The organism is Dyadobacter luteus (assembly GCF_003383615.1).
Lineage (GTDB): Bacteria > Bacteroidota > Bacteroidia > Cytophagales > Spirosomataceae > Dyadobacter > Dyadobacter luteus.
Map to the genome: position 1 here is coordinate 1 of NZ_QNUL01000005.1, position 20,822 is coordinate 20,822.

At 43.4% G+C, this 20,822-nt stretch carries 14 protein-coding genes; 10 read left to right on the forward strand and 4 right to left on the reverse strand.

Annotated elements, in window-relative coordinates; all coding sequences use genetic code 11:
* Positions 1-200: 200 nt before the first annotated feature.
* The 6 genes from DSL64_RS08430 (at position 201) to DSL64_RS08455 (ending at position 5,209) form a co-directional block, all read left to right on the forward strand.
* Positions 201-1,043, forward strand: coding sequence for a putative outer membrane beta-barrel protein (locus DSL64_RS08430; RefSeq protein ID WP_115830270.1), 843 nt, complete (start codon positions 201-203; stop codon positions 1,041-1,043).
* A gap of 21 nt (positions 1,044-1,064) precedes the next feature.
* Positions 1,065-1,583 carry an acyl-CoA thioesterase gene (locus DSL64_RS08435; RefSeq protein WP_115830272.1) on the forward strand — a complete coding sequence of 173 codons (519 nt, stop codon included), beginning with the start codon at positions 1,065-1,067 and terminating at the stop codon, positions 1,581-1,583.
* Positions 1,584-1,699: 116 nt separating this feature from the next.
* A complete protein-coding gene (locus DSL64_RS08440) occupies positions 1,700-2,068 on the forward strand; it encodes a Rid family detoxifying hydrolase (RefSeq protein ID WP_115830273.1) in 369 nt (122 codons plus the stop codon).
* A 229-nt stretch (positions 2,069-2,297) separates the two neighbouring features.
* Entirely contained in the window at positions 2,298-3,848 is a 1,551-nt protein-coding gene (gene gltX / locus DSL64_RS08445; protein ID WP_115830274.1) for a glutamate--tRNA ligase, read from the forward strand.
* Between the two features lie 198 nt (positions 3,849-4,046).
* A complete protein-coding gene (locus tag DSL64_RS08450) occupies positions 4,047-4,292 on the forward strand; it encodes a hypothetical protein (protein WP_115830276.1) in 246 nt (81 codons plus the stop codon).
* 137 nt (positions 4,293-4,429) lie between these two features.
* The gene (locus DSL64_RS08455; RefSeq protein WP_115830277.1) at positions 4,430-5,209 is read left to right on the forward strand and encodes a TIGR00266 family protein; all 780 of its coding nucleotides are present in this window, start codon (positions 4,430-4,432) and stop codon (positions 5,207-5,209) included.
* Positions 5,210-5,260: 51 nt separating this feature from the next.
* Here DSL64_RS08455 and DSL64_RS08460 read toward each other — a convergent pair whose 3' ends face one another.
* The 4 genes from DSL64_RS08460 to DSL64_RS08475 all read right to left on the reverse strand — a co-directional run bounded on the left by DSL64_RS08460 (position 5,261) and on the right by DSL64_RS08475 (position 13,868).
* Positions 5,261-7,315 carry a T9SS type A sorting domain-containing protein gene (locus DSL64_RS08460; protein ID WP_229217004.1) on the reverse strand — a complete coding sequence of 685 codons (2,055 nt, stop codon included), beginning with the start codon at positions 7,313-7,315 and terminating at the stop codon, positions 5,261-5,263.
* Positions 7,316-7,439: 124 nt separating this feature from the next.
* Positions 7,440-9,014 (reverse strand): RagB/SusD family nutrient uptake outer membrane protein, encoded by a 1,575-nt coding sequence (locus DSL64_RS08465; RefSeq protein WP_115830571.1) that lies wholly within the window; start codon positions 9,012-9,014, stop codon positions 7,440-7,442.
* A gap of 36 nt (positions 9,015-9,050) precedes the next feature.
* Positions 9,051-12,296: a SusC/RagA family TonB-linked outer membrane protein gene (locus tag DSL64_RS08470; protein WP_115830279.1), complete on the reverse strand. Its 3,246-nt coding sequence runs from the start codon at positions 12,294-12,296 to the stop codon at positions 9,051-9,053.
* 480 nt (positions 12,297-12,776) lie between these two features.
* Positions 12,777-13,868, reverse strand: a complete 1,092-nt coding sequence (locus DSL64_RS08475) for a Gfo/Idh/MocA family protein (RefSeq protein ID WP_115830280.1) — start codon at positions 13,866-13,868, stop codon at positions 12,777-12,779.
* A 217-nt stretch (positions 13,869-14,085) separates the two neighbouring features.
* Here DSL64_RS08475 and DSL64_RS08480 point away from each other — a divergent pair, with 217 nt between their 5' ends.
* From DSL64_RS08480 to DSL64_RS08495, 4 genes are all read left to right on the forward strand, one after another.
* Entirely contained in the window at positions 14,086-16,113 is a 2,028-nt protein-coding gene (locus DSL64_RS08480) for a DUF3858 domain-containing protein (RefSeq protein ID WP_115830282.1), read from the forward strand.
* Entirely contained in the window at positions 16,110-18,062 is a 1,953-nt protein-coding gene (locus DSL64_RS08485; RefSeq protein ID WP_115830284.1) for a DUF3857 domain-containing protein, read from the forward strand. The genes DSL64_RS08480 and DSL64_RS08485 overlap by 4 nt, the downstream gene beginning before the upstream one ends.
* Before the next feature lie 210 nt (positions 18,063-18,272).
* A complete protein-coding gene (locus DSL64_RS08490; protein WP_115830285.1) occupies positions 18,273-19,208 on the forward strand; it encodes a dihydrodipicolinate synthase family protein in 936 nt (311 codons plus the stop codon).
* Between the two features lie 130 nt (positions 19,209-19,338).
* The gene (locus DSL64_RS08495) at positions 19,339-20,817 is read left to right on the forward strand and encodes an aldehyde dehydrogenase (NADP(+)) (RefSeq protein ID WP_115830287.1); all 1,479 of its coding nucleotides are present in this window, start codon (positions 19,339-19,341) and stop codon (positions 20,815-20,817) included.
* Positions 20,818-20,822 lie beyond the last annotated feature (5 nt).

The window sequence follows — 20,822 nt, forward strand, 5'->3', positions numbered from 1 at the left end:
GCTTTTTAAACACCAAATCCTCAAAGAAGTTTAAGTAAATGAAAGAGGGTGACTCAATTTGATTTGAGACACCCTCTTTTCTTTTTTGAAATCGGAACAAAAGGCGGTATGTTATTTGAAGAGTAATATATTTACGGACATTATCCCCCTCTTCAATTTTAAATAATTGTCAAAGATTGAGGACCTGTAAATTCGGCTTAATGAAAACTTTATTACATACACTACTTATTTTGGGGGCGGTGAACCTGTTCTCTTCAGGAGCTTTGGCTCAGAAACGAAATCAATTCAGCGGGAAATATATACCTCCCTTTGGTGTGATCAGTCTCACGGGAGGTTTGGGGGCAGCCTATTATTATGGGGATTTGAATGATAAACCTGTTCTGAAAGGCCTTGGCCCGGCCATTTCTGTAGGAGCTTTGTATCGGGTAACCGAGCATTTCAGTGCCAGAGGAGAACTTCGTTTCTATCAGGTTTCAGGTCATCAAAGCAATTCAAAATACTTTAACGATAACCTTTCTTTTCGTGCCCGTAATCCTGATCTGAGTCTTACAGTTCAGGCGGATCTTATTGCATTTAACCTTCGGCCGAAAGTAAATCCATATCTTGTTCTGGGTGTCTCGGCTACCTATCTCAATACCAAAACAGAGAAGGATGGAACCTGGTACAGCCTGCCTCCGCTTAAGACCGAAGGAGTTAATTACAGCCGGGTGCCACTGTCCATTACTGGTGGCGGAGGGATTATGTTTCAGGCTTTTGAAAGGTTGAGTCTGGGCATGGAGTTGAACGCCAATTTTATGTTTTCTGATTATCTGGATGATGTAGGTGGCAAATATGCAAATCCGGAGAATTTATCCAGTGACCTTTCAAAAATGCTTGCCGATCGTTCGGCAGAGATAGGTCTTCCTCCTAAGGAAGAGGGCTGGAACAGAGGAGTGGGCAAAATGAATGATATTTACTCCTTTCTGCAATTCCGGGCTACGTATCTGATCGGAACCAGGATGCAGGCCAGAGAGAGAAAGAAGACACGCTGCCCTAAGTTTTAGATTATACCAAAAAATAACTTTATGCCTAAGTTGAAATACCCGCAGGAATCAGAAGTAATCATGACTGAGATGGTGCTTCCCAATGATACAAATACCTTAAATAATCTGATGGGAGGCCGTTTGCTGCATTGGATGGATATATGCGCGGCGATTTCAGCACAAAGGCATTCGAACCGGATTGTGGTTACCGCATCGGTGGATAACGTTTCTTTTAAAGAGCCTATCCGCTTGGGTAACATTGTCACCATGAAGGCAAAAGTGACGCGGTCGTTCAACTCATCCATGGAAGTGCATCTGGAAGTATGGGCAGAAGATGTACCGGCTGGTATCCGTGTGAGCACTAACCAGGCATTCTACACTTTTGTTGCTGTAGATCAAAACGGCCGTCCTATAGAGGTTTCAGCCTTGGAGCCTCAATCTGACGAAGAAAAAGAATTGTATATCAGTGCGCTCCGTCGCAGGCAACTTCGCCTGGTTCTGGGTGGACGTATGAATCCGGCTGATGCCACTGAATTAAAAGCCTTATTTGATGTAGCATAGGGCAACTCTCATCCCACATTTTTTTGATACTTTTGCAGGATTATATCACTTGCAGGAAATGATTGTATGCACCATTTTAGTCATATATAAATATTCCTGCATTCATCATTATTTTCATGGCAAAAGAGATCATTTTTTCAGATAAAGCACCTGCGCCGATAGGGCCCTATAGTCAGGCTGTAAAAGTAAACGGAACACTTTATGTATCAGGACAGATTGCAGCTGAGCTGGCGCAATCCGGAGATATCAAAGCAGAGGCTGGCGTGGTGATGCAAAATATCGGACATATTCTCGGAGCAGCAGGACTTGGATTCGGTAATATTGTAAAATCAAGTATTTTCCTGAAAGATATGAACGACTTCGCGGCTGTAAACGAAGTTTACGGAAGCTTCTTCAAGAGCGATCCTCCGGCACGTGAAACAGTTCAGGTTTCCCGCCTTCCTAAAGATGTGAATGTTGAGATTTCTGTAATTGCGGTGGAGTAGTCAGGCATTGTCAACTGTGGTCAGGAAATGGATAGGAAATTGTCAGGTATAGTCAATTAAAGTCAGGAAATAGGTTCGGTGTCAATCCGTGACAACAACTTACAACTCATGCTTATAATTGACTACAAATGCCAACCCTTGACAATCCTTGTCCATAATCGCCAATCCCTGACAATAAGTGACCTTCTCTGGCCAATAGATTAGATATTTTTAAGTTAAAGTACAAATAATGAATAAGTTACCAGTAAGGGTGCGATTTGCTCCTAGTCCCACCGGACCGCTTCATGCGGGTGGTGTTCGTACTGCTCTTTACAATTACCTGTTTGCCCGTCAGCAGGGAGGTCAGATGCTGTTGCGCATAGAAGATACTGATCAGAACAGATATGTGCCGGGAGCAGAAGCCTATATACTTGAAGCACTGGAATGGCTGGGAATTACGATAGATGAAGGACCGCAAACTGGTGGTCCGCATGCTCCGTATCGCCAGTCGGAAAGAAAAGAAATGTACCGCGAGTATGCTGAAAGGTTGGTGAAAGAAGGAAAAGCGTATTATGCTTTTGACACTGCCGAGGACCTGGATGCGATGCGCAAAAGACTTGAAGAAGCCAAAGTCGCAGCGGTACAATACAATGCAATTACGCGTCAGGAGATGAAAAACTCCCTGACACTTTCTGCTGAAGAAACGCAGGCAAGATTGGAAAGCGGTGAGCCTTACGTAATCCGCATGAAGATTATGCCGAAGGAAGACATCCGTTTCAATGATCTGATCCGCGGATGGGTTGTTGTTCATTCTTCGCAGATTGATGACAAGGTATTGCTGAAATCCGACGGTATGCCTACTTACCACCTGGCTAACATTGTGGATGACCATCTGATGGGCATCACGCATGTAATCCGTGGTGAAGAGTGGCTTCCTTCTGCTCCGTTACACGTTTTGCTTTATCGCTACCTGGGTTGGGAGAGTACCATGCCGCAGTTTGCGCATTTGCCGCTTTTGTTGAAACCAGATGGCAACGGTAAGCTTTCTAAGCGTGACGCTGACCTGGGTGGCTTTCCGATTTTCCCGTTGGAATGGACGGATCCTAATACTGGTGATAAAGCCAGAGGTTTCAGAGAAGAAGGATATTCACCTGAAGCTACCGCCAACTTCCTGGCTTTGCTTGGATGGAACGCAGGTACTGAGCAGGAAATGTTCAATATGGAGCAACTGATAGAGGCTTTCAGCTTTGAAAGAGTGCATAAAGCAGGAGCGAGATTCGATATTCAAAAAGCCAACTGGTTCAATCAGCAATATCTTAAATTGCAGGATGATGCCTCGATCATTGAACAGGTGAAACCGTTCTTTGCTGCAAAAGGAATCGCAATTACTGACGAGCAATTGGTTCAGATCGTTCATTTACTGAAAGACCGCGTACATTTCGTGAAAGAAATTGCAGATGAATCGGTGTTCCTTTTCAATGCGCCTCAGGAATATGATCAGGACGTTGTTTTGAAAAAATGGAATGAAGAAGCTGTAAAGGCGATTTCAGCATATAAAGATGCATTAAGTGCTTTTGAAGGAGATTTTGTTGCCGACAATATCAAGTCGGTGTTGTCTGCTACGATGGAAGCCATTGGTGTGAAGATGGGTAAAGTGATGCAAGCACTCAGACTCGCAGTCACTGGTGCAGGTGCAGGACCCGATCTGATGGTAATCATGGAAATACTTGGCAAAGAAGAAGTGTTGAACAGGCTCAATAATTCTATTGACCGTTTACCAGCGCAAATTCGCCTGGCATAGTTTCTTACAGACCGTTCAATCAATTTGATTTGAAAGTGAGGAATAGCTCCGGTAATTTAGTTTTATAGTTGATCAATACATAGTCAATTAAAGAGCTACCGGAGCTATTGCTGTTTATAATTATTACTGAAATTTGTATTTTAATGGCATAAAGTCTTTGGCAAAAGCCGGAAACTGATAACCGAAAGCTCTTTGATTATGGCTAAGAAAAAACCAACAGATTCGGCCAAGGCGGCTGCTGACAAACCCAGAGTTCACAAGGACCTGGAAGGATTTGATATTCAGATTAATTCATTTGGAGAAATCTCAACCAGCTTTGATATGGATCGGATCAACGAATTTTTGAATAAAAATGTAGACGATAAGAAGCTTCGTGATCGCGAAGATATTCCTGGTCGTAAAACCAGAAAGTCCAAAAAGAAAACAAACGAGGAGGAAGAATGATTGGGCAAAGGGTTATAGAGCCGGGGGGCATGGGGGAAAGGGCATAGGAACTTCTCACCCAGGTCCATGCATTTAACCCTTGTTCCAAAGCCTACATCCCTTTGCCCTGCCCCCAAATACCTTAAACTATCGAAAAAATGATCTCACACGAAATTGACTACAAAATCATTGGCGACGATATTCAGGTCGTTGAAATTGAACTTGATCCCCGCGAGACGGTAATTGCAGAAGCCGGAGCGATGCTGTACATGGAAGATGGTATTCAGTTTGAAACCAAAATGGGCGATGGTTCAGAACCGAATCAAAGCATTATGGGGAAGATCTTTCAGGCAGGAACGAGGGTGCTTACCGGAGAATCACTTTTTATGACGCACTTTACTAATCTGGGTGTTGGAAAACGTAAGGTTGCCTTTTCTGCTCCGTATCCCGGAACGATCATGCCGATTGATTTGTCAAAAATCTATGGCAATGAGCTGATTGTTCAAAAGGATGGTTTCCTTTGTGCTGCTATGGGAACAAGCATGAAAATCCACTTCAACCAACGATTCGGATCAGGTTTGTTCGGTGGAGAAGGTTTTATTCTTCAAAAACTGAAAGGTGATGGTATGGCGTTTGTTCATGCGGGTGGCGTAGTAATGGAACGTCAGCTGAACAACGAAACACTGAGAATTGATACGGGCTGTGTGGTGGCTTTTGAGCAATCACTGAGTTTTGATATTCAGAGATCCGGCGGATTGAAGTCAATGGTATTTGGTGGTGAAGGAATGTTTCTGGCTACGCTCAGAGGAACAGGGCGTTGCTGGATACAGTCTATGCCGATTTCGAAATTGATCCAGAGATTGTCTCCGGGTGGCGGAAATGCCAAAAAAGAAAGTGGTTCTGTGATTGGAGGACTTGGTAATTTGTTCGAAAGTTAACCGTATGATAGTATCGCAAAAGGAGCTGGCGTCAGATCGTCAGCTCTTTTTTTACAGCACGAAAATTGACTGAGACGTACTGCCTGTATCAGTAACTATCTTCAGTATGTAAGTGCCTGACGGAATATGTCCCGCAGGACGTGCCGTTATTGCCCCCGACATTTCTCTTTCATTCGTATTGAGTACAAATTCTCTTCCTTTTACGTCGTATAACCTGCATTCCAGCAATTCATCCTCGGGGTTAATTCGGAAGCGGAATGTCTGGTCGGTAACCGGATTGGGAAAAACGAGTAAGTAAGGTGTACTCCCTTCTGCAAACACGGTGGATATGGGAGAAACAGTTTTTGAACCATCAGCAAATTCCAGTACCACCCGGTAAAAAAGAGTTCCGTTTCCAGTGTTAGTATCGGAATAAGTATACAGATGTGAGGTGGATTGATTATCTACAGGCTGTAAGCTGGTTATATCTGTATAATTGAGTCCGTCGGTAGTTTTTTGCAGGATAATATTACCGATTTGCGTATTGGCACTTACCAGCCAGGCTATATGTATTTCACTGTCTTCACGTCGCGCATGGATATGGTTGACATACTGGTTCGCGGGCAGAGCAGTATTTATGAAAATACGACTGGAAATGCTACCGGGAAGAGTGGGAGAGGTACCGATTATGCGAATTTTATAGGTTCCGTTTTTGATGTTGTCCGGTATTGTTACTGTAAGCGGACTTCGGTTGCCTGTGGCAACAGTGGCTACGTAGGAATCAGAGTTGTCAAGTAATTCAGCCTGCACATTTAATGAAGGTCCCGTAATGATGTATGGTAACAGAAATGAGGATCCTTGTTTCACTTCCAATGGAGTGACCCCGGTATGAATTGTATAAGCCGGCAGAACCGGCTTGATTTCAGCAAGTAGTGAATCTGTAAGTAGTGTATTCCATGCTTTTGCTGCGTCCGTAAGCCCCTGAACTCCGTTTGTTATATTCTCAAAATGGCCATGTGCAGGACGCGGGATTTGTATACGATCGAGGTCAGGTCCGGGATAGACAAGCCGGTTTTTATCTGCAAAAAACCGATTCTGCGCATTGATAATGGGCTGATAGGGTTGTGAAATAGTCGAACTGGCTGAACTTCTTGCCATGATCCATGAAGCTTTAAAACCCGCATCTTTCCGGCTTGTTTCAATCAAGGTGCTGACGTTTTCAAAATAAGCATTCTCTGTAAAGCCCAGCTGTGCATCGTTTTCTCCATGCGCCCAGAGCACTGCGCGTATTCCTAACCAGGAATTAAAATATTTCAGTGTGTTTTTGATATTAGAATAAGGCTGTCGGTTTGGCCAGTATTTACCTACATACAGGTTATACGCATCCTTTCCTGATGCACCGTCGTGATAATTTTCAGAATTGGCGGCTGCCCATGCAGCATTCAAAAAAAGTGTGGGCACACCCGTTTTTTTGAACAACATTTCACCCAATTCTCCCCAGTACCATGCAGTTTCTCCTGAAGGGAAGATATTGTTTTTGGAATCAATAGGGCTGAATTGAGGAGCAGGCATGGGACGGTCGGGAGCTACGGTAATATTTTCGTCATTGAGTATTTTATTGACAGCATTGAAGGAAATGACATTTTCAGTGCCACTTTTTGCTCCGAGCTCAGGCAATCCCATAGCATTGGAATTTCCCGCAATTAAGAAGACTTCCCCTATCCCCACTTTTGCAACTTCGGCAGATGCTACAACACCTGTATTTGAAAAACCTGTTAAGGTAAGTTTATACCAGCCTGATCCGGCAACCATGCTTTTATAGAAGAAACCCTGAATAATTTGTGCGTTATCGATTGACGCAAAAACCTCAGGATGTAAGTTCCCGGCGGCAGGAGTAAGCCTCGCTTCCAGGCGAGAGAAGGGATAATGAATATAGCCCGTCAGGGAAATCGTAGCGAAACCGGATGAATCACGCTGTACTATCTGGTTGTTAACAGGGCTTTGAATAGAAATCAGTTGTTGGGCGAAGGAAGAGGATAAACTAAGCAACATGATAACCGAAATCAGAAAGCGGAGTTTATTGTATCCTTGCTGTTCTTTCCAAGATTCCGATTTCAAATTTGCCATGTTCACGATCCGTTAGATGAATTTCTTTCAAGGCTAAATTAAAACAAAGTATTGAAAGAAAATAAAAGAGCCAGTCCTGCTCGCAACGAGTATGGACTGGCTCAGATTTACTGATTAATTCAGCTTATTGAGGATAACCCGGATTCTGAGGTTTCAGATTTGGGTTGTTTCTCATTTCAGGAATACCCAATGGGAACAGAAGATGTCTTTCCAATAGAGGCTTACCTCCTGATATATTCAGGTTAAGGTGGCCTACAAAATTGTCGAATCCTTTTGTTGTTTCATTGAATACTTTACGCAGACGAACCATATCAAACCAGGTGATACCTTCGTATGCGAATTCGTGCCATCTTTCTTTCCAAACTGCTTCACGGAAAGTAGAAGTGGTATATGTTCCCATAGCAGGCGTTGTCAACTGGGCACGGTCGCGAATCTTTTTGAACGCGTCGTAGGCTTCCTGGTTTACACCACCTACTTCATTCTGAGCTTCTGCGTAGGTCAGTAAAACTTCTGCATAACGGATCAGGTTTACGTTCAGGTTGTTTACTCTGGTTGGAGTAATGCCCGGGCCACCTAATGCTGCTACATTGAAGTATTTGAATACGAAAGGCCCACCTAACTGAAACTCAGCTCCTGTTCCATTGGTGAAGTAAGAAGTATAGAACCATCCTTCCTGATTTTTCTTGCGTAAATCGCTGTTATCATAGGTGTTGTAGAAAGAAGTAGTTGGTACTGTACTTCCTGTTCCGCTTGGTCCTGAAAAAGTTACAGGCTGAAAGTTCGGGAAGAAATCATTCAAAGGAAACTGCGCTACAGTACTGTGATACTGGATTTGGAATATATGCTCGACGCGGTTTTTCTGCGTTTCTGTCCGCAATTCCTTGTACGATGGAAACAGGTTCAGTACACTTGGATTTGCTTTTGAGTAAGTAATAACCTCCAGTGCCTTGTCTGCAGCTAGTTTATAGTGCGATGCCCCCTTGCTCAACGGAAAGCCAGCCATCGTAAGGTATACCTTTGCCAATAGTGATTTTACAGCCATCTGAGTCACACGCCCTGTAGTTGCAGTTGCAGGTAAGCCAGCAGCTTCTGCTGCAAGAAGGTCATCTACAATCAGTTTATAGATTTCCTCTTGCGGTGCTCTTGTCGGACTGAAATCTTCTGACTCCGTAGTCTGTGGTTTTGTGATCAGCGGAGCATCTCCCCACATACGTACAACATAAAAGTAAGCCCATGCTCTGAGGAATCTGGATTCACCCAGTAACCTCGTTTTTACAGACTCATCTGCGGCTGGAAACGGAATACCCGGAATTTTATCAATACCAAGGTTTGCGTTGGCGATAATTCTGTATAGACCATTCCACCAGTTACTTACATGGCCTGTATTGCCGTCGTGAGTCAGTGAGTAAAGGTTGTTCAAATCTGAGTTCTGACCTGTCTGCGTAGTTGCGGTACCTGTTACCGCTTCCAGCAATTGCCAGTTGGCAGAGAAAATACCTGCTCCTTCACCATAAAATCGTAAACCGGCATAGGTTGCGTTTACTACGGATTGGGCATGATCAGGCAGTGTGAAGAAGTCATCTGGTTGCAGTGCAGATGGGTTACGCTCATCCAGAAAGTCGCTGCAGCTTGAAGGCCCAAGGAGAATGACTCCGCACAATAAGGCTTTCGTTATGTTTTTTATATTAAATAGTTTCATGTTCAATGTCATTTAATGTTACAAAGATTCTGATCCTTAGAATGCTACCTGCAAACCAGCTGTGTAAGTAGTTGGTCGTGGGTATCCGTGCCAGATCATACCTTGTGAGAATACGTTTTCCGTATCGAAGTTACCGCGGATAGGTGTTTGTTCAGGGTCACCATGTGGGTATTTGCTAAGTATAAAGAAGTTCTGAGCCGATACGTATAATCTCAACTTGCTCATTTTTAGCTTGCTCGCTACTTCAGATGGGAAAGAATATCCTAAAATCATGTTACGTCCGCGTAGGAAAGATCCGTCAAAAATCCAGCGGGTATCTACGTTTGTTACGTATCCTGCTTTTGTATCACGGATTTCTGCGATAGGAGAGTTCTGGTTCGTTGGAGTCCATGCATCCAATACAGTAGCGTAGCTGTTTGCAAGGGATACGCGGTCTTCACTTGCGTGAAGGTTCATATCCATCAGGTCATTTCCGTACGAGAATTGTAGATCAAGTACAAGATCGAAATTTCCATAACGCAAGGTATTTGAGAATGTTCCCCATCCTTTTGGGCTACCATTACCGATAATTCCACGGTCAGCATCAGAGATAACGCCATCGCCATTTACATCAAGGTATTTCACATCACCTGGTAGCATTGTCAGGTTTCCGCGATAGCTGGTGAATTTAGCAGCCTGTTCACGCTCAGCTTCTGACCATGTACCAAGACGGGTAAGACCCCAGAATGCGCCTACAGGTTCTCCTACACGAAGTACACTTGTCTGGTTGGTGATAGAAGGACCACCCACTCCGAATATATCTGCTGGTGTAGCAAGAGATAAAACTTTGTTACGGTTAAATGAGATATTGAAACTACTTGTCCAGCCAAATTTAGCTGTTTCAATGTTCACGGTATTCAGTGCAAATTCAAATCCTTTGTTTTCCATTGAACCAATGTTCTTACGTATTGTGGCATAACCACTCGTACGAGGAACCGGTGCATCCAAAAGCATATCAGTTGTTTTTCTGTAATAGTAATCTGCTTCAAGAGAGATTCTACCTTTCAGGAAGCTGATTTCCAAACCTGCATCTGTTTGAGCCGTTTTTTCCCATCTCAAATCCGGGTTAGGTAAAACGCTGATACCGGTACCACTTACTCTTGTATCGCTGAATACAGAAGCATAAGTAGAGCTCAAAAGAGGCAGGGAAGTATATGGAGGAATTTCAGAGTTACCTGTTACCCCGTAACTTGTACGGAATTTAAGATTTGAAATAAGCGTATTGTTTTTCAGGAATTCCTCATCAGATACTTTCCATGCAAAGGCAGCTGATGGGAAGAACGCAAATTTATGATCTCTACCGAATTTAGATGAACCATCTGCACGACCAGTTACAGTAAACAGATATTTTTCAAGCAAAGTATAATTCAAACGACCGAAGTAGGAGTTAAATGCAAAACGGGATGCACCGGATACATATGGGTTTGATGACGGAAGGGTAGCACCAGCTCCCAGGTTATCAAATCCGAAATAATCCGTTGCAAAGTTTTGAGAACCTACACCATTTGTCGTTACATTCGTTTCTTGCCATGAAATACCTGCCAGTGCGTTGAATGAATGAATGCCTACGGTTTTGTTGTAAGTCAGGTAGTTTTCCCATGACCAGAAAGTTTCTTTCCTGTTTTCTTTTCTCGCAGTACCCAGTTCATTAGGTGTAAGTGAGCGGGTTTGAGACTGGTTTACTTCCTGATTGATCACGTTGATTCCCAAAACAGAACGCAGTTCAAGACCTTTTGCCAGCGTAACGTTTCCGTAAAGGCTACCCAATGTAGTTTGCGTATTCAGGTTGTACTTACGTCCCATCAAACGGTGAACAGAACTCATAGAACCTTCTGCTCCCGGATAGTCACGGTTGTTAGCATATACTCCGTCGTTGTATTTAACCGGAAGGAATGGGAAGTCTTCTACCATCTGGCGGGGTACTGCATCATTGATATCTACCAGGTTTTCAGCCTGATTGTTGTAGCTAAGCGTTCCACCGATACGTAACCATTTTTTTACCTGATCGTCTATACTGAAGCGAGAAGAATAACGCTTCAGGTAAGATGTTTTGATCAAACCCTGATCGTCACGGTATCCTAAAGAAAGAGAATAAGTCGTTTTGCTGTTTCCTCCGCTAAATCCTAACTGATGGTTTTGAGAAACTCTGTTTTGAGTAGATTCTTTGAACCAGTCTGTATCGTAATTAGGTGCAAATGTACCATCGGCGCGTTTGGTGAAAATTTCAGGACGTGCATCAAACAACTTCTGACGGCGTACCTGCGGATTGTGACTCGTGTATTTTCCTTCAGCCCATCCAACAGGATCATACTTCTGCATGTTTTTGTAAGAAAGATCTTCTACATCCAGATATTGCTGAGCGTTAAGCACTTTTGCTCTTTTAGGACCAGCAGTCGGCACACTCAGGTCAAGGTTGTAGGTAATGATACCATCACCGGCTTTACCTCTCTTGGTAGTGATCATGATTACACCATTCGCGCCACGAGCACCATAAATAGCAGTAGAAGACGCATCTTTCAGTACCTCTACCGATACGATGTCATTAGGGTTGATAAAGTCGATGGCCTGGCTTGCCTGGTTTTGGTTACCCTGCGGAAGCATTACTCCATCCACCACGTACAATGGGTTGTTGGATGAGTTAATAGAGCTGAAACCACGGATCCGTACGTTAGAACGTCCACCCGGGCGACCTGAGTTTACGTTAACCTGCACCCCTGATACTTTACCCTGAAGAGCCTGGTTCAAAGATGGAACAGGGCGTTCTCTAAGTTCTGCTTCTTTTACGGATCCAACAGATCCTGTTAAGTCAGATTTTTTGGCGGTACCATAACCGATTACAACTACCTCGCTCAGTGCTTTGGTATCAGATTCTATGGCAATGTCTACGATGCTTTTAGAACCTACAACAACTTCCTGACCAATGTAGCCCACAAAGCTGAATACAAGTGTAGATCCATTGTCAGCCACATTGATGGTGTAGCTACCGTTTTCGTCTGTAGTTGTACCGGTGCTGGTACCTTTTACAACAACGTTTACACCAGGAAGTCCTTCACCTGTACTTTTGTCGGTTACTTTTCCTTTAAGGGTGCGATCCGCTGTAATAGTCTTGATAATTCTTTCCGGTTTAACAGACAGGCCGGCCTGTGCATGTGTTGTCACGGCGAATGCCAGTGCCAACGGTACGAACTTTGAGAGTAAACGCCCGGATCGGACGATACCAGATGAGGTAGTGATTTTTTCCATTATAAAAAAGGTATGTTAGGTACTTTGGTAAGTCAGTCACATGGTGAGCGGCGACTGTTAATGGGTACTCAGTGGGTCGGATTGTTATATCATGCAGTTGGGGTTAGGTGAATAGTTGCATTATATTATTACTTATAAAAGTCCAAATTTAATTTTGCTAAAACCTTTTACCTATGTAATCAAAACTAAAATGCATTGCTCAGTACACGAAATTTTACGGTGGAGTCAGAATTACCTGTGAACGGCTTTATGTAGCCAATGGTATTTAAAGGCAATATTATATTAAATTACAGGAATATCTTAATAAATCTTAAATAATATCTCGTAATAGTCTAATGCAAACGTTTGAAAAAATAAAAAACGGTTACAAATACAACCTGTAAGTGAATGGTAATCTGGTACAATGTGAGGATAAAACATAAAAACCTCCTGAACGAAGCGTTCAGGAGGTTTTTATAAATAACAGTTGTATAACTAAACCTAAACAAGGTCTACAGTGCGACCTGTTCGAACAGACTCATCACAGGCAAATGCGATCTGGAGACTGGTAACTGCATCCTGTAAGTGATCGGTAAGATCCATATTTTCGCGAATTGCAGAAAGGAAAAAGCGCTGCTCACGGTTGCACAATTCCTGGTGATCCGGCTCGTCTTCCAGATTGATCCAGGTATCTTCCTGCACAAACTCATCTTTATCGTTCAGTGCCGCATGGTGAACCCGGATGGATTCAGTTTTTGTATGTGCCTCCACGGAAGCAGACTTACCCGCAGCACCCGCATCTTTGGCAACAATAGAAACCGATCCCTTAGGTCCTATCACATCTTTCACAAAGAATGCCGTTTCGCTGATCATCGGGCCCCATCCTGCTTCATACCAGCCAACCGACCCATCTTCAAACCAGATCTGAAGCTGTCCGTAGTTATAGTTGCCTGCAGGAATATCTTCTGTAAGTCTTGCGCCGATCGCGTTCACACGCAATGGTTTTGAACGCGTCATCTGGCACATGACGTCAATATAATGAACGCCGCAATCAACGATGGGGCTCAGGCTTTTCATCAGGTTGCGATGTACGCCCCACATGTAGCCATGGCTCTGCTGATTAAGGTTCATACGCATGACAAGCGGTTTTCCGAGCTCTCTTGCTTCGGTAACAAAGCGTTCCCATGACGGATGGTGACGTAAAATATAGCCCACTACGACCTGCTTACCTGCTTTTTTAGCTGCTTCTACTACATTTTTAGCGCCTTCCACCGTAGCTGCCAATGGCTTTTCTATAAATACATGGGCACCATGCTCCAAAGCCAGAATTGCGAATTCTTCATGTGTATCCGGATAGGTAGAAATACATACAGCGTCAGGCTTGGTTTCCAAGAGCGCCGCTTTGTAATCGCTGTACAGCGCATAGCCGCCTCCCAGCTTTTCGTTCAGCGTCTCTTTACTTTTTCCTGTTGATACGATCCCGCAGATTTCGAATCCGTCGAGTAGTTGATAGGCGAAAGCATGCGAGGCTCCCATGTTGCCGCAACCCACTACCAATACACGGACCGGGTTTTCATTTTGAGTAGATGACATAAACTTTGAATGTTACAATTAATGGGTTTCAGGATTACAACGTGTAAACGTGAGGTACTGTTCGGTTGAATATCAAAATTAGGAATTAAAATCTGTTTTCATGAAAAGGTTTCCGGTGAGTAAATAAATCCATTTGGATCTGCTCAGTTTTTTTGAAATACACAGGAAAGATGTAACTATGCAGTGATTTATTTATCCCTTCATATCTGTTAGTAACATGAATTTTTGCTCTCCGGGTTTCACTACCCGTTGCTCTGTATGGGTCATTGCCTTCTTTTTTACGACTATATGTGTATCCGGGGCCTATGCGCAGGAAAAGGATTTTAAACCCAAACTAGGCTATATTGATCGCGCTTCACTGGAAGCAACTGCTGCAAAGGAAGACAGCAGTGCTGAGGCTGTTTATCTATATGATTCAGGAAATCTGCGCTTTTCCTATGACGAGCGCAAGGGTTTGGTAATGCTGATGGACTACTGGTTCAGGATTAAAATACTGAAAGAATCTGCATTGGATCGCGCATCGGTTGCACTCACTTATTACGATGGTCCGGATCTTTCGAAAAAAGAGTCGGTATATGGTATTAAGGCTTATACGCACAACCTGGAAGACAATCGGATTGTAACTACTGAACTTGAAAAGAGAGCGGTGAAGGACGAGAAGACATCCAGCGATTACCGTACTCAAAAGTTCAACCTGCCTAATGTGAAAAAGGGTGCGGTTATTGAATATTTTTATACCCGTGAAACACCTCTTGCTTTGAAAAACGAGCCGGATATGTGGAAATTTCAGGGGGATTTACCTTCGCAATGGAGTGAGTATCGTATTGTTATTCCTTATTTTCTGGAATACAAGATGACGCTTGGTGGTTATCTGCCTCTGTTTATTAACAAGCAGGAAGTTGTAGATGTGAATGTAGGTTACGAAGCGTACAAGGGTAGGGGGATTTCCTATCGATTTGTTGTAAAAGATGCGCCCGCATTTACGGACGAACCATTTATTACTACTTCTGCGGATTATTTGTCAAGGATAAGGTTTGAACTGGCCAGCGTATCTATTCCGGGACAAGCGCAGCGTCGTTTCTCGCAAACCTGGGATCAGGTGGACCGAACGTTGGATCAGGTTGCATGGTTTGGAGGAGAGTTAAGGAAAACAAGCTATCTGAGAGAAGTCAGAGATCGAATTAATAGTACCGCAAAGGAACCGGAGGAGAAATTGAAACTGGCGTATGCTCATTTACAAAAGCATATGAAATGGGACGGATATTCTGGCGTAGGTTCCAGAGACGGTGCAAAAAAGGCATATGAGTACAAGAAAGGGAGTGCAAGTGATATTAATCTGGCACTTGTTTCGCTGTTGCGTGAACTTGACCTGGATGCTAATCCGGTCGTTTTGAGTACCAGATCCCACGGTAGAATTATAGAAGAAATTCCGATGCTGGAAAGCTTTAACTATGTAATAGCACATGTTAAAGTAGGTGAGAACGAATATTTGCTGGACGCTACGAGTTCTTATACACGTCCGGGCATGCTTCCTGAGCATGTGCTGAACGGGAAGGGAAGGCTGATTCCGAAAAAAGGAACTGGCCGATTTATCCCGCTGACTTCTAAAGACAGTAAAAGTAAACTGGATATTGTTGATGCTGAGATTAATCCTGAAGACGGAGTGATTACCGGGCGCGTCAATACATCGCTGGGAGGATATGAGGCGCTGTTCTGGCGTGGGAAATACAACAGTGAAACCGACGACGTATACCAGTCGGATCTTAAAAAATCACTGGAGCAATGGCAAATCAGTAATCTGGCTATAAAAAACAGAGACGAAGAACTGAAGGCTGCTGTCAACATAAAGTATGATTTTGAGGCAGAAGATGACAATTTGCACCCCGGAGGTTTTTATTTTAATCCGGTTATTGTGGGCAGGTGGGGCGCCAATCCGCTCAGGGCGCAGGAAAGGATATATCCGCTTGATCTGGCTACTGGTATATCCAATACTTACATCGCGAACTTCAAACTCCCGGATGGTTATGTACTGGAGGAGATTCCCAAAGCTGAAGTGATTCTGTTGCCTGAAAAAGCGGGGAGATTTACTTATCAAATCAGGCAGGAAGACAACATCATACAAGTGAATAGTTCTGTTTCGGTTACCAAAACGAGCTTTACGGCAGAAGAATATCACGATGTGAAAGAGTTTTTTGAAAGAATCGTACAGCAACACGCCAAGCCATTAAGAGTAATCAAGAAATGAAATTGGAAAGGATTGATAAACGTGTAGTGTCCGGAGTGTTGTTATTCCTGACATTCTTAGGAACAACCTTTGCGTATTCTCAGCAAAACTTAGCCTATGACCAAATCGCCCCGAACCTTATCCGGCAGGCGCATGCCGTGATCAGAATAAATGAACTGAGCTGGGAGGTGATTTCAAAGTCGGAGGGAAGATTGCGCGCCAGGAGAGTTATTACTATTCTTGACGAAAAAGGAGAAGAAGAATATGTGGAGCACTATATCCAATACGATAAATTCACCAGGATCAGTAATATCAATGGTGTGCTGTATGATGCGTCGGGCAAAGTAGTGAGAAAACTGAAAGGATCCGATATCAGTGATTTTGGTTACGGAGTGTCCGGGGATGAAATCACTGATGCGCGAATCAGGAAACTGGATTTTGGAAAAAAAGCATATACCTATCCTTATACAATTGAATACAGTTATGAGATCCGGGATAGAAACCTGATGTTTTATCCAAGATGGGCTCCGGTGGGTAATACAGAAGTTTCCACGGAACTCGCCACTTTTTCAATCAAAACGCCACCTGGATTTCAATTCAGATATAAAGTTTACCACGGTGCTGCAGAACCTCAAAAGCAAAAGGATAAAGACGGAAACGATCTTTACATATGGAAAGTTGAAAACTATGCCGCTACGGGATTGAAAGATCCTTATCCAATGCCAGGCTTAGAAAATACCCCGGTTGTTCTGGTTGCTCCTTCGGAATTTGAATTGCAGGAATATAAGGGAAATTTCAATTCGTGGGAAGATCTGAGCAAGTTTTACTATACACTGAATGCCGGGCGTGATGTGCTTCCTGCTCCTGTTCAGGAAGAGATTAAAACGCTGATTAAATCTGCTAAGTCGGAACGGGAAAAAATACTGCTGATCTATAAATGGATGCAGGCCAGGTCACGTTATGTCAGTATTCAACTTGGAATTGGCGGCTGGCAAACAATAGATGCTACTACCGTAAGTTCAAAAGGCTACGGTGATTGTAAAGCACTTACCAATTTTACACTGGCAGCACTTCAGGTAGCGGGGATCCGGAGCCACGCAGCGCTAATCAGGGCCGGCAGAGATGAGATGATTAAGGCAGATTTTCCTTCGAGCCAGTTTAACCATGTAATTGCCTGCGCTATTGCGGAAAAAGATACTGTTTGGCTGGAATGTACGAGCCAGACCACTTCCGCAAATTTCATGGGTACTTTTACCGGTGGACGCCCCGCATTGCTTGTGATGCCTCAGGGAGGAAAATTGGTGATGACTCCTGATTACACCGCTGATAAAAATAAAAGAACAAGCCATACGGATATCAGGCTCGACAAAAATGGAGATGCACAAATCCTGGCTAATACACGTTATTCCGGTCTGAGACAGGAGACAAGAAACAGGCTGATCCATGCAGAGAATGCCGATGGGCAAAAGAAATGGCTTGTCGGCCAGATCAACCTGCCGAGTCTGGAACTGGAAGCTTTCAAACTTAAAGAAGAATATGGTGAAGAACCTTACATAAACGAGCAGTTGAATATCAAAGTCAGAAATGGAGCGGCCAGGAGTGGAAAAAGGTTATTTGTAAAGCCTTACCTGCTCAGCAGGTCTGTGAATCTGCCCGACATGACCGAGCGTACCCATCACTTCTATTTACCTCCTTCCGAATATAGTTTTACCGATATTGACACGGTAAGTTATCTCGTTCCCGAAGGTTTCAAACTGGAAAGTACACTTCCGTCAGTTGATATCACTTCTAAATTCGGCTCTTTAAAATGTCATACTTCTTATGAGCAGGGAAAAATGGTAAGCAGCCGTAAAATCGTGTTGACAGGAGGTACATATGCAGCAACAGATTATACAGAGTGGATCTCTTTTCTGCGGAAAATTCGCAAAGCAGACCGCGCACAGGTAGTTTTTATTGAGGAAGTCAATTAGGGTAATCTCCAAATAATTTATTGCAGTATTGTCTATTTGTTTGAATAATATAGCAAATAGTACTTTTGATGGCTTATTTATTCCAGAACTGGTGTGAAAACCATTTATGTTAAAATTGGTATATAATTGATTAATACCCGAAATGTTTCCTGTCAATCCTTCTACTACTTTTGATGTGCAGTTTGGTACATAATCTTAATAAACTTATATATGAACAAAGAACTATGGCAGGGAGTGTATCCTGCATTGCTAACTCCGTTTACAGCTGAGGATACAATCGACTTCGCTCTGTTTGAAAAAAATCTTCTTGCACAGGTTGAAGCAGGAATTTCCGGTGTCATTATTGCAGGTTCTCTCGGGGAAGCGAGTACGCTTACAACTGATGAGAAATTTGAATTGGTAAAAGCTGCAAAAGGTATCTTGCCTGCGGGTATGCCTGTAGTACTTTGTATTGCTGAGCAGTCTACAGCTGTAGCTGTAGCTTTGGCAAAAGGTGCTGAGGTAGTTGGAGCGGATGGTTTGATGGTTCTTCCTCCAATGCGTTACAAAGCAGATGATGAAGAAACTGTTGAGTATTTCACTACAATAGCAGAAAGTACTTCTTTGTCTATCATGATTTACAACAATCCTGTTGACTACAAAATTGAGGTTTCTCTGGATATGTTTGCTGAACTGGCGAAACTTCCTAACATACATGCTATTAAGGAATCGACCCGCGATGTGAGCAACGTAACGCGTCTTTTCAACCGTTTCGGAGACCGTTTCAAAGTGTTCTGCGGAGTTGATACGCTGATCATGGAAGAAGTAATGTTGGGAGCTGACGGAGTTGTTGGTGGTTTGATCGACGCTTTCCCGAAAGAAACTGTAGCGATCTTCAATCTTGTAAAAGCAGGACAATACAAAGAGGCTTTGAGCATCTACCGCTGGTACTTGCCATTGCTTGAACTTGATATTCATCCAAAACTTGTTCAGAACATCAAATTGGCTGCTACACAAGCTGGTATTGGTTCAGAATACGTAAGAGCTCCACGTAAAGTCCTTAAAGGAGAAGAAAGAGAAAAAGTATTGGCGATCATCAACAAGGCAATTGAAACACAACCTGTTTTGTCTGACTACCTGAGCCTTTCAGCAGACGTTGTTGCATAATAGGTTTCCGGCGTCAGCTCATCGCTGATCATAAATTTATTCTTGTTATGTAGCCTCCTGATGGTCTGAACTAAGTATCATGCCGATAGGTTACATAACAAGGGTATTTTGATTAAAAAAACTAAAAAGTATGAGTGTCTCAAAAGAAGGAATAGAAGGTATTGTACAGCAGGCTCAGCAAGCATTTACTGTAATAAGTAAATTGAGTCTGGCTCAAAGAATCGCTTTTATGCGCACCGTTGCTGATGAAATAGAGGCACTCGGTCCTGAGCTTATCACTACTGCTCAAAGAGAATCGCATTTGCCGGAAGGACGTCTGGTTGGCGAAAAAGGCAGAACTATATTCCAATGGAGAAGCTATGCAGATGCAGTAGAAAGAGGAGATTCGCTGGATATCAGTATTGATACCGCTAATGCTGAACGTACACCTCCTAAGCCCGATATCAGAAAAACGAATGTGGGGCTTGGGCCTGTAACCGTGTTTGGTGCAAGCAATTTTCCTTTTGCATTTTCTACTGCGGGTGGTGATACTGCCGGCGCTTTTGCTGCCGGCTGCAGTGTAATCGTGAAAGCGCATCCGGGACACCCTGAAACTTCACAAATTATGGCGGATGCCATTTTACGTGCAGTTGAAAAAAGCGGGTTGCCACAAGGAACATTCTCTCACGTTTTTTGCGAAACCAACGAAGAAGCGCAACTTCTGGTAAGTCATCCATTGATTAAAGCGGTTGGTTTCACAGGATCATATCGTGGTGGAAAAGCTTTGATGGATGTAGCTGCGGCACGTCCTGAGCCTATTCCTGTGTATGCTGAAATGGGAAGTGTCAATCCTGTTTTTATACTTCCTGAAAAGTTAAAGGCTTCAGCTTCAGAGCTTGCCAAGCAATATGTTGGTTCACTGACTTTAGGAGTTGGGCAGTTCTGTACCAATCCTGGTTTGGCCATAGGTGTGCAAAGCCCTGAGCTGGATGAATTCATTGAGACGTTTAGCGCTGAAATCAAAAATGCAGTACCTGCGCCAATGTTACATGCCGGTATCGCAAAAGCATATATCAGTAATAAAGAAAAACTGACATCTCAGACTGGCGTACAAGTGGAGGCAATTGCTGAAGCGGAAGCCGCTGAAGGATTCGGGGCACCTGTAGTAGCTACTGCATTGGGCGTTGATTTCCTGGTCAATGATGCTTTGCAGGAAGAAGTTTTCGGACCTTTTGCATTGATCATCAAATGTAAGGATGAGGCTGAAATGCTAGCTGTTACAGAGAAATTGCATGGTCAGCTTACAGCCACCTTATTGGCAACAACAGGTGATGTAGCTGCTAATGCTGAACTGGTAGCTACTATTCAAAGCAAGTGCGGAAGAATTATCTTTAATAATTTTCCTACAGGCGTTGAAGTTTGCAAAGCGATGCACCACGGTGGACCTTTCCCTTCTTCAAGCAATGCGCAGTTTACTTCTGTAGGATCCGATTCTATCAAAAGATTTGTAAGACCGCTCAGTTTCCAAAACTGGCCGGATGAATTTCTGCCGGAGGAATTGAAAACGAGCAATCCGTTGGGAATCTGGCGGACTGTTAATAATGAATTGACAAAAGCAGCTGTTAGCTAAATCAA